The 11,564-nt window shown below is 68.4% G+C and carries 9 protein-coding genes; 4 read left to right on the top strand and 5 right to left on the bottom strand.

The genetic code is table 11. From position 1 onward, the window contains the following. Positions 1-18: 18 nt before the first annotated feature. The 3 genes from C9J49_RS08140 to C9J49_RS08130 all read right to left on the bottom strand — a co-directional run bounded on the left by C9J49_RS08140 (position 19) and on the right by C9J49_RS08130 (position 4,038). On the bottom strand, positions 19-1,269 hold the full coding sequence (locus tag C9J49_RS08140; RefSeq protein WP_046078179.1) for a sarcosine oxidase subunit beta family protein: 1,251 nt from the start codon (positions 1,267-1,269) through the stop codon (positions 19-21). 49 nt (positions 1,270-1,318) lie between these two features. Beyond that, on the bottom strand, positions 1,319-2,617 hold the full coding sequence (gene glyA, locus C9J49_RS08135) for a serine hydroxymethyltransferase (protein WP_046078180.1): 1,299 nt from the start codon (positions 2,615-2,617) through the stop codon (positions 1,319-1,321). Between the two features lie 380 nt (positions 2,618-2,997). Further along, positions 2,998-4,038 carry a GlxA family transcriptional regulator gene (locus C9J49_RS08130; RefSeq protein WP_046078181.1) on the bottom strand — a complete coding sequence of 347 codons (1,041 nt, stop codon included), beginning with the start codon at positions 4,036-4,038 and terminating at the stop codon, positions 2,998-3,000. Positions 4,039-4,183: 145 nt separating this feature from the next. On the opposite strand from C9J49_RS08130, the gene C9J49_RS08125 reads away from it, so the two are divergent. The 3 genes from C9J49_RS08125 to C9J49_RS08115 are packed head-to-tail and all read left to right on the top strand — an operon-like array spanning position 4,184 to position 8,497. Next, the gene (locus C9J49_RS08125; protein ID WP_046078182.1) at positions 4,184-4,915 is read left to right on the top strand and encodes an ABC transporter ATP-binding protein; all 732 of its coding nucleotides are present in this window, start codon (positions 4,184-4,186) and stop codon (positions 4,913-4,915) included. Positions 4,916-4,929: 14 nt separating this feature from the next. Next, positions 4,930-7,293 carry an ABC transporter permease gene (locus C9J49_RS08120; RefSeq protein ID WP_107181557.1) on the top strand — a complete coding sequence of 788 codons (2,364 nt, stop codon included), beginning with the start codon at positions 4,930-4,932 and terminating at the stop codon, positions 7,291-7,293. A gap of 4 nt (positions 7,294-7,297) precedes the next feature. Next, positions 7,298-8,497 (top strand): efflux RND transporter periplasmic adaptor subunit, encoded by a 1,200-nt coding sequence (locus C9J49_RS08115; protein ID WP_107181556.1) that lies wholly within the window; start codon positions 7,298-7,300, stop codon positions 8,495-8,497. A 112-nt stretch (positions 8,498-8,609) separates the two neighbouring features. Here the strand turns inward: C9J49_RS08115 and C9J49_RS08110 are convergent, their stop codons facing one another. Both C9J49_RS08110 and C9J49_RS08105 read right to left on the bottom strand, forming a co-directional pair. Then, on the bottom strand, positions 8,610-8,765 hold the full coding sequence (locus C9J49_RS08110; protein ID WP_046078184.1) for a 2Fe-2S iron-sulfur cluster binding domain-containing protein: 156 nt from the start codon (positions 8,763-8,765) through the stop codon (positions 8,610-8,612). 40 nt (positions 8,766-8,805) lie between these two features. Then, entirely contained in the window at positions 8,806-9,921 is a 1,116-nt protein-coding gene (locus C9J49_RS08105) for a hybrid-cluster NAD(P)-dependent oxidoreductase (protein WP_035597962.1), read from the bottom strand. A 345-nt stretch (positions 9,922-10,266) separates the two neighbouring features. Between C9J49_RS08105 and C9J49_RS08100 the strand changes: the two genes are divergently transcribed. Further along, on the top strand, positions 10,267-11,553 hold the full coding sequence (locus C9J49_RS08100) for an aromatic ring-hydroxylating dioxygenase subunit alpha (RefSeq protein WP_046078185.1): 1,287 nt from the start codon (positions 10,267-10,269) through the stop codon (positions 11,551-11,553). Positions 11,554-11,564: the final 11 nt, after the last annotated feature.

Raw genomic sequence — 11,564 nt, 5'->3', positions numbered from 1 at the left:
GGCTCTCCTCTGCGGAAATCAGTGGGCCACGCCGGCGGCGCCGTGCTCGTCGATCAGCGCTCCGGTGTTGAAGCGGTCGATGGAGAACGGGGCAGCGATCGGGTGCATCTCGCCCTTGGCCAGGCTGGCCGCGAACACGTTGGCCGACCCCGGGGTGGCCTTGAAGCCGCCGGTGCCCCAACCGCAGTTGAAGTACAGGCCCTTGACCTTGGTCTTGGAGATGATCGGGCAGGCGTCCGGGCAGGTGTCGACGATGCCGCCCCACTGACGGTTCATGCGCACCCGCGAGAACATCGGGAACATCTCGACGATCGCCTGCAGGGTGTGCTCGACGGTCGGGTAGCTGCCGCGCTGGCCGTAGCCGTTGTAGCCGTCGATGCCGGCGCCGATGACCAGGTCACCCTTGTCCGACTGGCTGACGTAGCCGTGCACGTGGTTGGACATGGTCACGGTGTTGAGCACCGGCTTGAGCGGCTCGGAGACCAGCGCCTGCAGCGGATGCGATTCCAGCGGCAGCTTGATGCCGGCCATCTTGGCCATCACGCCGGAATTGCCGGCGGTCACGCAGCCCACGGTCTTGGCCTCGATGTCACCGCGGTTGGTGTGCACGCCGTAGATCTGGCCGTCGCGGATCTTGAAGCCGGTGACTTCGGTCTGCTGCAGGATGTCCACGCCCAGGGCGTCGGCACCGCGGGCGAAGCCCCAGGCCACGGCATCGTGACGGGCCACGCCGCCGCGCGGCTGCCAGGAGGCGCCGAGGATCGGGTAACGAGCGCGCTTGGAGGTGTCCAGCAGCGGCTCGATCTCCTTGATCTGTTCCGGGGTCACCACCTCGCCGTCGACGCCGTTCAGGCGGTTGGCGTTGACGCGGCGCTGGATGTCGCGCATGTCCTGCAGGGTGTGGCCCAGGTTGAGCACGCCGCGCTGGGAGAACATGACGTTGTAGTTGAGGTCCTGGGACAGGCCTTCCCACAGCTTCATGGAATGCTCGTAGAGCGCCGCCGCCTCGTCCCACAGGTAGTTGGAACGCACGATGGTGGTGTTACGCGCGGTGTTGCCGCCACCCAGCCAGCCTTTCTCGATCACGGCGACGTTGGTGATGCCGTGCTCCTTGGCCAGGTAGTAGGCGGTGGCCAGGCCGTGGCCGCCGCCGCCGATGATGATGACGTCGTAGGACGCCTTGGGCGTGGGATTACGCCACTGGCGCTGCCAGTTCTCGTGGTGGCTCAGCGCGTGCTTGACCAGCCCGAAACCTGAATAACGTTGCATATGGGTCTACTCCTCAAGGGCCCCGCCGGCTGCCCGGCGGGGAACGGGCTCACGCGGTGGCGGTGTCGGTCGACTCGACCGCGGCCTTGGCATAAACGGGATGGCGGGCGCACAGCTCGGCCACCTTGCCCCGGACCTCGGCCTCGATGGCGGAGGTGTCTTCCTCCTTCTCCAGCACGTCGAGGATGTCGCAGATCCAGCCGGCCAGGGTCTCGCAGTCGGCCTGGTTGAAGCCGCGGGTGGTGACGGCCGGGGTACCGAGGCGCAAACCGGAGGTGACGAACGGGCTCTGCGGATCGTTGGGCACGGCGTTCTTGTTGACGGTGATGTGCGAACGGCCCAGGGCGGCGTCCGCGTCCTTGCCGGTCACGCCCTGCTTGATCAGCGAGACCAGGAACAGGTGGTCGTCGGTACCGCCGGAGACGACCTCGAAGCCACGCTCGACGAACACGCTGGCCATGGCCTGGGCGTTGTCGATGACCTGGGCCTGGTAGCGCACGAAGTCCTGGCTCATGGCCTCGCGGAAGGCCACGGCCTTGGCGGCGATGACGTGCATCAGCGGGCCGCCCTGCTGACCCGGGAAGACCGCGCCGTTGAGCTTCTTGTACAGCGCCTCGTCGCCGCTGGCGGAGAGGATCAGGCCGCCACGCGGACCGCGCAGGGTCTTGTGGGTGGTGGTGGTCACCACGTGAGCGTGGGGCAGCGGGCTCGGATAGTGGCCGGCGGCGACCAGGCCGGCGACGTGGGCCATGTCGACCAGCAGGTAAGCGCCCACGGCATCGGCGATGTCGCGGAACCGGCGCCAGTTGACCACGCGCGAGTAGGCCGAGAAGCCGGCGATGATCAGCTTCGGCTTGTGCTCGTGGGCCAGGCGCTCGACTTCCTCGTAGTCGATCTCGCCGGTCTCCGGATTCAGGCCGTACTGCACGGCGTTGTAGTGCTTGCCGGAGAAGTTCGGCGCGGCGCCGTGGGTCAGGTGGCCGCCGTGGGCCAGGCTCATGCCCAGCACGGTGTCGCCCGGGGCGACCATGGCCATGAAGGCCGCGGCGTTGGCCTGGGCACCGGAGTGAGGTTGGACGTTGGCGTAGTCGGCGCCGAACAGGGCGCAGGCCCGGTCGATGGCCAGCTGCTCGACCACGTCCACGTGCTCGCAGCCGCCGTAGTAGCGCTTGCCGGGATAGCCCTCGGCGTACTTGTTGGTCAGCTGACTGCCCTGAGCCGCCATCACCTGCGGGCTGGCATAGTTCTCGGAGGCGATCAGCTCGATGTGGGCTTCCTGCCGTGCCACCTCATCACCGATGGCGGCAGCGATCTGGGGATCGGTCATTGTCAGGTTGTTGTCATTCATTCGTCATCACCCTCGGGTTAGCGTCACAACGTTAAGGATTGGTGGCGATCGAGGCATCCTGAAAACGACACCGCCGTCGTTGAACGAGACACCGGCCTCTCACGCGTTTCACCTTGGCCATATTGATAGCCAAGGCCGCCGCCCAAAGATTGAATGAATGCGACAAATTTACCGACAGATTCCCGCCATAATATTCAAGCACCTGATTTTAAATAGTTTAATTTAAAGACGGTTTTTGTATTTATCCCTGCCTGACGCGGAGTATCGATACCCTCACAGCGCCAGCGTTGAAGCCCCTTCGAGCGACTCCCACGCGATCGTCGCGCCGACGACATCGTCCCCGAAGATGAGCGCGCCCGGTCGAGACGCCATACGCCACCCTAGCCGCCCGCCCCCTCGCGGGAGGCGATATGCAGGAAGAACGGATCCACCGGCGTCTCGCCGCGCTGCGCGGCCTTGCGCATGGCGGTAGGCGTGTCGCCGAAGGCCTCGCGGAAGTGGCGCGAGAAATGGGCGGTGTCGGCGAAGCCGCAGCGTTCGCCGATCTCGGTGACGCTCTTGGCGGTGTAGTGCAGCATCCACAGGCCATAGCGCAGGCGCAGGTCACGAGCGAACTTCTGCGGCCCGATGCCCAGCTCCTCGCGGAACTTGCGCTCGATGTTGCGCCGCGACGACCCCACCCGCCGCGCCAGTTCGTCCACCGTGATCGCCTCGCCCAGGTGCTGCTCGATGATGGTGATGGCGCGGCGCACCAGCCGGTCGGCGACCTTGTCGAAGACCACCGGCTGGGGCTGGGGATGCTCCCCGCGGCGCGCCTCGTCGATCAGCATGATGTGCAGGCTCTTCATCGCCCAGGCCTTGCCCAGGTGGCGCTCGACCAGGTAGGCGGCCAGATCCGCCGAGGCGATGCCGCCGGCGCAGGTCAGCCGATCGCCATCGTCGATGAACAGCCGATCCGCCACCGGCTCGATATCGGGGAAGCGGCTCGTCAGGTCGCCGTGGTGGTACCAGCTCACGCAGCAGCGCCGGCCGTTCATCAGCTCGGCCTGAATCAGCGCGAAGACGCCGGTGCACACCCCGACCAGCGGCACGCCGGCCTCGGCCACGCGCTGCAGGTAGTGGAGCGCCGCCTCGTCCACCGCGTCGTGCTCGTCCTGCACCCCGCCGATGACCACGATGTAGTCGAAGTCGCGCGGATCGCGAAACGGCGAGCAGGGCGTGACGGCGGCGCCGCAGCTGGACATGGCGTCGTGCCCGCCGCTGGTCATGAACACCCAGTGGCAGCGCAGCTGGCGCGAGCGGTCGCCCTCGTCGGCGGCCAGACGCAGGCAGTCGACGAAGGCCGCGAAGGGCATCATGGTGAAACGCCGCAGCAGCACGAAGCCGACGGACAGGGGCTCGTTGTCGTGGGAATGACGCATGGGACGGGGGACTCTTCGCTCTCGCCGGATCGCCCCTAGTGTCCGGCACGGCGCGGCGCGGCGCAACGCGGGCCCGGCGCATCGGAGCCGGCTCGCTATACTCCCGGTAGAGGTCACGACGACCGCCCATGCAGGGAGCCCCGCAGTGCCGACGCCCTCACCCGCCTCTTCCCCGTCGACGGTGCTCGAGGCCCGCCATCTGACCCGCATCTTCCGCATGGGCACCGTCGAAGTGGCTGCGCTGCGCGGCGTCGACCTCGACCTCGCGGCCGGCGAGCTGGTGGTGCTGCTCGGCCCCTCGGGCAGCGGCAAGTCGACGCTGCTCAACCTGCTGGGCGGGCTGGATACCCCCACCGAGGGCGAGATCCGCTTCCACGGCGACCCGCTGACCGGCGCCAGCGAGCGCGCCTTCGACCGCTATCGCCGCGAGCACGTCGGCTTCGTGTTCCAGTTCTACAACCTGATCCCGAGCCTCACCGCCCGCGAGAACGTGGCGCTGGTCACCGAGATCGCCCGCGATCCGATGACGCCCGAGGAGGCGCTGGAGATGGTCCACCTCGGCCCGCGCCTCGACCATTTTCCCGCCCAGCTTTCCGGCGGCGAGCAGCAGCGGGTAGCGATCGCCCGGGCCATCGCCAAGCGCCCCGAGCTGCTGCTGTGCGACGAGCCCACCGGCGCCCTGGACCGCGATACCGGCATCGTGGTGCTCGAGGCGATCCTGCGCGTCAACCGCGAGCTCGGCACCACCACCGCGCTGATCACCCACAATGCGGTGATCGCCGACGTCGCCGACCGGGTACTGCACTTCGCCGACGGACAGATCGTCGACAGCCGCACCAATACCGCTCGGCGCTCGCCCGCCGAGCTGGTGTGGTGAGCCGGAGATGCACCGTGAGTAGCCTCGACCGCAAGCTGCTGCGCGAACTGTGGCGCCTGCGTGCCCAGGTGCTGGCCATCGCCCTGGTGATCGCCTCGGGCAACGCCCTGCTGATCATGGCGCTGACCACCATCGAGGCCCTCGAGGAGACCACGGTCGCCTACTACGAGCGCACGCGCTTCGGCGAGGTGTTCGCCGACGTCACCCGGGCGCCGGAATCGCTGAGCCGCGAGCTGGCCGAGATCCCCGGCGTGCAGCGCGTGTCGACGCGCATCATCGAGGGCGCGCTGCTTGACCTGCCGGACTTCGACGAGCCGGTGGTAGCGCAGCTGGTGTCACTGCCCGAGCGCGGCGTCGAGCCGATGAACGCCCTGACCCTGCGCAGCGGCCGCCGGGTCGCCCCCGACCGGCCGGACGAGGCGGTGATCGGCGAGGCCTTCGCCGAGGCGCACGGTCTGGTGCCGGGCGACCACTTCGACGCCGTGCTGCGCGGCCAGCGTCGCACCCTCGAGGTGGTCGGCATCGCGCTCAGCCCCGAGTACGTCTACGCCATCGCCCCCGGCGGGCTGATGCCCGACGACGCGCGCTTCGGCGTGCTGTGGATGGGCCGCGAGGCGCTGGCCGCCGCCTTCGACTTCGACGGCGCCTTCAACGCCGTCAGCCTGACGCTCATGCCCGGCGCCAGCACCCGCGAGGTGGTCGCGCGGCTCGATGCCCGGCTCGCCCGCTACGGCGGCACCGGCGCCTATCCTCGCGACGAACAGGTCTCGAACTGGTTCCTGCAGAACGAGATCGCCCAGCAGAAGAACATGGCACAGCTGCTGCCGAGCGTCTTCCTGGCGGTCTCGGCCTTCCTCACCCACCTGGTGATGGGCCGCATGATCGATACCGAGCGCCGCGAGATCGGCCTGCTCAAGGCCTTCGGCTACTCGCGGCTGGCCATCGCCTGGCACTACGTCAAGCTGGTGCTGGTGATCGGCGGGCTCGGTGTGGTCATCGGCGCCCTGCTCGGCGCCTGGCTGGGACACTGGAACACCCGGCTGTACGCCGAGTTCTATCACTTCCCCTTCCTGCTCTACCGCCCCGGGCCGGAGAGCTTCCTGCTGGCCACGCTGGTCAGCCTGGGCGCGGCGTTGGCCGGCGCCCTGTGGGCGGTGCGCCGCGCCGCCGCCCTGCCCCCGGCCGAGGCCATGCTGCCGCCTTCGCCGCCGGTCTATCGGCGCAGCCGGCTGTCGCGCTCGGCGCTGGCCCGCCACCTGGACGAGCCCACGCGCATGATCGCCCGCCGCCTGCTGCGCTGGCCGCTGCGCGCGCTGCTGGCAAGCGCAGGCCTGGCCATGTCGGTGGCGGTGCTGGTGATGGCCCTGCAGTGGCTGGACGCCATCGACGCGCTGGTCGACAGCGTCCTCGTCGAGAGCCAGCATCAGGATGCCACCCTGGGCTTCCACGACCTGACCCCGCTCGGCGAGCTGGCCGGCGTCGAGCGGCTGCCCGGGGTACTGGCCGCCGAGCCGCTGCGCGGCGTGGCGGCACGCCTTCACCACGGCTCGCTCAGAGAGCGCGAGGCCATCGTCGGCCTGCCGCGCGACGGCGTGCTGAGCCCGGTCCACGACGCCCAGGGCCGCCCGGTGACGGTGCCGCCGGACGGCCTGCTGCTATCGCAACAGCTGGCCGGCATGCTGGAGGTGGAGATCGGCGACGTGCTCATCGTCGAGGTGCTCGAGGGCCGGCGCCCGCGGCTCGCGCTGCCGGTGGTACGGCTGTTCGACACCGACGTCGGCAAGCCCGCCTATATGGCGCTCGACGCGCTCAACCGCCGCATGGGCGACGGCCGGGTGATGCGCGGCGCCCGGATCGTCGTCGATCCGGCCCGCCGCGCCGAGCTGCTCGCCAGGCTCAAGACCCTGCCCGCCGTCAGCGGCGTGCAGTTCCGTCAGGCCGCCATCGACACCTTCCATGACACGCTCGGCCAGACCCTCTTCATCTTCGCCGGCTTCTTCATCGCCTTCGCCAGCGTGCTGTCGGTAGGGGTGACCTACAATACGATTCGCATCGCCCTGGCCGAGCGGGCCCGGGAACTCGCCACCCTGCGGGTGCTCGGCTTCAGCCGCTGGGAGATCTCCTACATCCTGCTCGGCGAGGCGGGGCTGCTGACCTGGCTGGCCATGCCGCTGGGCTGCCTGCTGGGCTTCGCCCTGGCCTGGTACCTGTCCAGCGCCTTCGCCACCGAGCTGTTTCGGGTGCCGCTGGTGATCCACCCGGCCACCTACGCCCGGGCGGTACTGATCGCGCTGGCCTCCGCCGGCGTCTGCGCCGCGGTGGTGCGCCGTCGACTCGACCGCCTGGACCTGATCGCGGTGCTCAAGACCCGGGAGTGACGCCATGGACGTGAAGGGACGCCGAGGACTGCTGTGGGGAACGCTGCTGGCGCTGCTGGCCGTCGGCATCGGCGTCGCCCTGCGCCCGCAGCCGGTGCCGGTGGATCTCGCCATCGCCGAGGTCGCGCCGCTGCGCGTCACCGTCGACGAGGAAGGCATGACCCGGGTACGCGAGGTGTTCACCCTGGATGCGCCGGTGGCCGGGCGGCTGCGGCGCATCGACGTCGACGCCGGCGACCCGGTCGAGGCCGACCGCACGGTGCTGGCCACCATCGACACCGCCCCGCCCGCGCTGCTCGACGCGCGACGCCTGGCCGAGCAGCGCGCCGCCCTCGAGGCCGCGCGCTCGACCCGGGACCTGGCGGCCGCCGAGCGCGAGCGGGCGGCGGCGGACCTGGCCTTCGCCCGTCGCGAACTCGATCGGGCCCGACGCCTGGCCGAGGAACAGAGCCTGGCCCGCCGGGCCCTCGAGGACGCCGAACGGGCCTTCCGCGTGGCCAGCGCCGAGCTGACCCGCAGCGAGGCCGCGCTGGCGGTCCGCGAGCACGAGCTGGAGCGGGCCGCCGTCCAGCTGCTATCGCCGCTGGAGCTCGAGGCCCGTCAGGCCAGCTGCGAGTGTGTGACCGTCACCTCGCCGACCCACGGCGTGGTGCTGCGCGTGCTGCGACGCAGCGCCGGCATCGTCGGCGCCGGCACCCCGCTGATGGAGATCGGCGATCCGGCCGACCTGGAAGTGGTGGTCGACCTGCTCTCCGAGGACGCGGTGCGCGTCTCGCCGGGTCAGGCGGCCATCCTCGGCGGCTGGGGCGGCCCCGAGCTGGCAGCCAGGGTGCGCCGCATCGAGCCGCTGGGCGTGACTCGCGTGTCGGCGCTGGGCATCGAGGAACAGCGAGTCGACGTGGTGCTCGACCTGAGCGACCCGCCGGCACGCTGGGAGCGCCTCGGCCACGACTATCGAGTCGACGTCGGCATCGTGCTGTTCGAGGGCGAGGTGCTGCAGGTGCCGCTCGGCGCGCTGTTCCGCGACGGCGACGACTGGGCGGTGTTCGTCGCCGATGACGGCGAGGCGCGGCGCCAGACGGTCACGATCGGCGCACGCAACGATCTGGCGGTGCAGATCCGCGACGGCCTGGAGGCGGGCCAGCGGGTGATCCGCTATCCCGGCGAGCGGGTCAGCGACGGCAGCGCCATCGTCGAGCGCTGAGGTCAAGCACGAGAGACCTCAAACGCAAGCGCCCCAGGCCATGGCCCGGGGCGCTTCGCGTCGAGAGACATTCGCGTAAGCGACATACGCCTCCACGACGTGCGCGTCTGCCTCAGTAATCCACGACCAGGTTGGTCTTGGGCGTGCTGCAGCAGGACAGGATGTAGCCCTCGGCGACGTCCTCGTCGGTGATGCCGCCGTTGTGCTCCATCTCGACCTCGCCCTCGGTCACGGCCACGCGGCAGGTGCCGTCAGGAAAGAGCCCCATGCCGCCATGCCGTTTCAGGCTTGAGCTCGAAATACCCGCCTCAGTAGTCCACAACCAGGTTGGTCTTGGGGGTGCTGCAGCAGGACAGGATGTAGCCCTCGGCGACGTCCTCGTCGGTGATGCCGCCGTTGTGCTCCATCTCGACCTCGCCCTCGGTCACGGCCACGCGGCAGGTGCCGCAGATGCCCATGCCGCAGGCCTTCGGGATATGCAGGCCCAGCTTGGCAGCGGCGGTGTGCACGGTCTCGGTGGGCTGGATGCGCACGCTCTTGCCGGTGCTGCTGAACTCGACGCTCAGCATGTCGGAGACGTCGAGCTCCTCGGCCTCGGCCTCGGCCTGCTCCACGTTCTCGATGACCTCCTCCTGGACGTCCACCGGCGTGGCGCCGAAGGCTTCCTCGTGGTAGCGGCTCATGTCGAAGCCGTTTTCCTGGAGCAGGCGCTTGACCGCGTTCATGTACGGGGTCGGACCACAGCAGAATATCTCGCGATCCATGAAGTCCGGCGCCATCAGCTCCAGCATCGCCTGGCTGAGGTAGCCGCGGAAACCGGCCCAGGCCTCGCCCAGCTCGTCGCTGCGCTCGCAGACGATGTGCAGCTTGAACTCGGGGATCCGCGAGAAGATATGCTCCAGCTCACGGTGGAAGATGATGTCCCGGGGCGTACGCGAACTGTGCACGAACTGCAGGTCCACGGCGGCGTTGGTGTCGAACAGCCAGCGCACCATCGACATCAGCGGGGTGATGCCCACACCGCCGGAGAGCATCAGGTACTTCTCCGCCGGGTAGTCGATGATGTTGAACTTGCCGACCGGACCGTGCACGGCCAGCTCGTCGTTGACCTTGAGGTTGTCGTGCAGCCAGTTGGAGACCACGCCGCCCGGCATGCGCTTGACGGTGATCGAGAAGCTGTAGGGCACGGACGGTGAGCTGGAGATGGTGTAGGAGCGCATCACCTGCTCGCCGTCGATCTCCAGCTCCAGGGTCACGAACTGTCCCGGCTTGAAGAAGAACATCACCGGCTGCTCGGCCATGAAGCAGAAGGTGCGAGTATCCCAGGTCTCCTGGATCACCTTGACGCAACGCACCTGGTGGCGGCCGTTGGTCCAGGTCTGGGTGGTGACGGGATTGACGGGATTGAGAAAATTCATTGTCATGATTGTATCGCCTGGGGGTCGCCTGGGGCTGCAGCGTGAAGCTCGCGGTCCGACGGCGGAGACACCGCCTGCCGTTGGCAGAATTTTGCGCACCCCCGCGCGCCCCCACTTGTCTGTCAACGACATGGTCATGCCCATCACGTCCATCGGCAGGACATTTATCACACCCCCTGGTCGCTGTTGCATCGCCACGCGTCGTCAGTGGACAACTCCCCCTCCAGACGCTGTTTCAAACTCACCTCACCCGCCGCGGCCCCACCGGGGCGTGAATTCGCTAGACCTTGGCCCGCATTTCAACAATCCCGAGGCTGTCACAGCAGCCCAGCAATGAGGAAGCGTCCCACCATGGATTCACTGTCACCTGCCCGTCTGGATGACCCCCTGGCCCCGGCACGCGAGGCCACCGCCGAGATGCTGAAGGAGCGTCAGCACAACTACTCGCTGCCGCAGCCGTTCTACAACGACGAGCGGCTGTTCGCCCTCGACATGCAGGAAATCTTCGAGAAGGAGTGGCTGTTCGCGGGCATGACCTCCGAGATTCCGGCCAAGGGCAATTTCATGACCCTGGAGGTCGGTGACAACCCGGTGGTGATCGTGCGCGGCAACGACGGTGACGTGCACGCCTTCCACAACGTCTGCCGCCACCGCGGATCGCGCCTGTGCGTGACCGACAAGGGCAAGGTCGCCAAGCTGGTCTGCCCCTACCACCAGTGGACCTACGAGCTGGACGGCCGCCTGCTGTTCGCCGGCACCGAGATGGGCCAGGAGTTCAACCTCGCCGATCACGGCCTCAAGCCGGTTCACGTGCGCACCGGCGGCGGCTTCATCTTCGTCAGCCTGGCCGACGAGGCCCCGGAGATCGACGGTTTCCTCGAGACGCTGGACCACTACCTGGCGCCTTACGACATGGAAAACCTCAAGGTCGCCGTGGAATCCAGCATCGTCGAGCAGTGCAACTGGAAGCTGGTGCTCGAGAATAACCGCGAGTGCTACCACTGCAACGGCGCGCACCCGGAGCTGCTCAACTCCCTGCAGGAGTTCGACGACACCGACGACCCCCGCGCCACCCCGGCCTACAAGGAGCTGGTCGCGCGCAAGCAGGCCGACTGGGAAGCCCAGTGCGTGCCCTACAAGCTGACCCGTCTGGATCGTCGCAACCGCCTGACCCGCACCCCGCTGCTGGACGGCGCCGAGTCGATGACCATGGACGGCAAGCGCGCCTGCCAGAAGCTGATGGGCCAACTGCAGAGCGCCGACCTGGGCTCGCTGCGCATCCTGCACCTGCCGAACTCCTGGAACCACTTCATGGGCGACCATGCCCTCGTCTTCCGGGTCCTGCCGCTCGGCCCGCAGCGTACCGTGGTGACCACCAAGTGGCTGGTGCACAAGGACGCCGTGGAAGGCGTCGACTACGATCCGGAGCAGATGCGCAAGGTCTGGGACGCCACCAACGACCAGGACCGCCGCCTGGCCGAGGAAAACCAGCGCGGCATCAACTCCAAGAGCTACCAGCCGGGTCCGTACTCCGAGACCTACGAGTATGGCGTCATCGACTTCATCAACTGGTACAGCGAGCGCATGCTGGAGAACCTGGGCCACAGCCAGCCCGACCTGCAGCTCGCCAACGGCTGATCTCGCCTCCG

Source organism: Halomonas sp. SL1 (assembly GCF_003030865.2).
GTDB lineage: Bacteria > Pseudomonadota > Gammaproteobacteria > Pseudomonadales > Halomonadaceae > Halomonas > Halomonas halophila.
Note: the sequence above shows the minus strand (reverse complement) of the source record. Positions and strands in the feature narration are given on the sequence as shown.

Bases quoted from the DNA above. Each gene is read 5' to 3' on its own strand.
- C9J49_RS08110 (WP_046078184.1), bottom strand. From the start codon at position 8,765: ATGGGGCTCTTTCCTGACGGCACCTGCCGCGTGGCCGTGACCGAGGGC.
- C9J49_RS08140 (WP_046078179.1), bottom strand. From the start codon at position 1,269: ATGCAACGTTATTCAGGTTTCGGGCTGGTCAAGCACGCGCTGAGCCAC.
- C9J49_RS08115 (WP_107181556.1), top strand. From the start codon at position 7,298: ATGGACGTGAAGGGACGCCGAGGACTGCTGTGGGGAACGCTGCTGGCG.
- C9J49_RS08100 (WP_046078185.1), top strand. From the start codon at position 10,267: ATGGATTCACTGTCACCTGCCCGTCTGGATGACCCCCTGGCCCCGGCA.
- C9J49_RS08130 (WP_046078181.1), bottom strand. From the start codon at position 4,038: ATGCGTCATTCCCACGACAACGAGCCCCTGTCCGTCGGCTTCGTGCTG.
- glyA (WP_046078180.1), bottom strand. From the start codon at position 2,617: ATGAATGACAACAACCTGACAATGACCGATCCCCAGATCGCTGCCGCC.
- C9J49_RS08105 (WP_035597962.1), bottom strand. From the start codon at position 9,921: ATGACAATGAATTTTCTCAATCCCGTCAATCCCGTCACCACCCAGACC.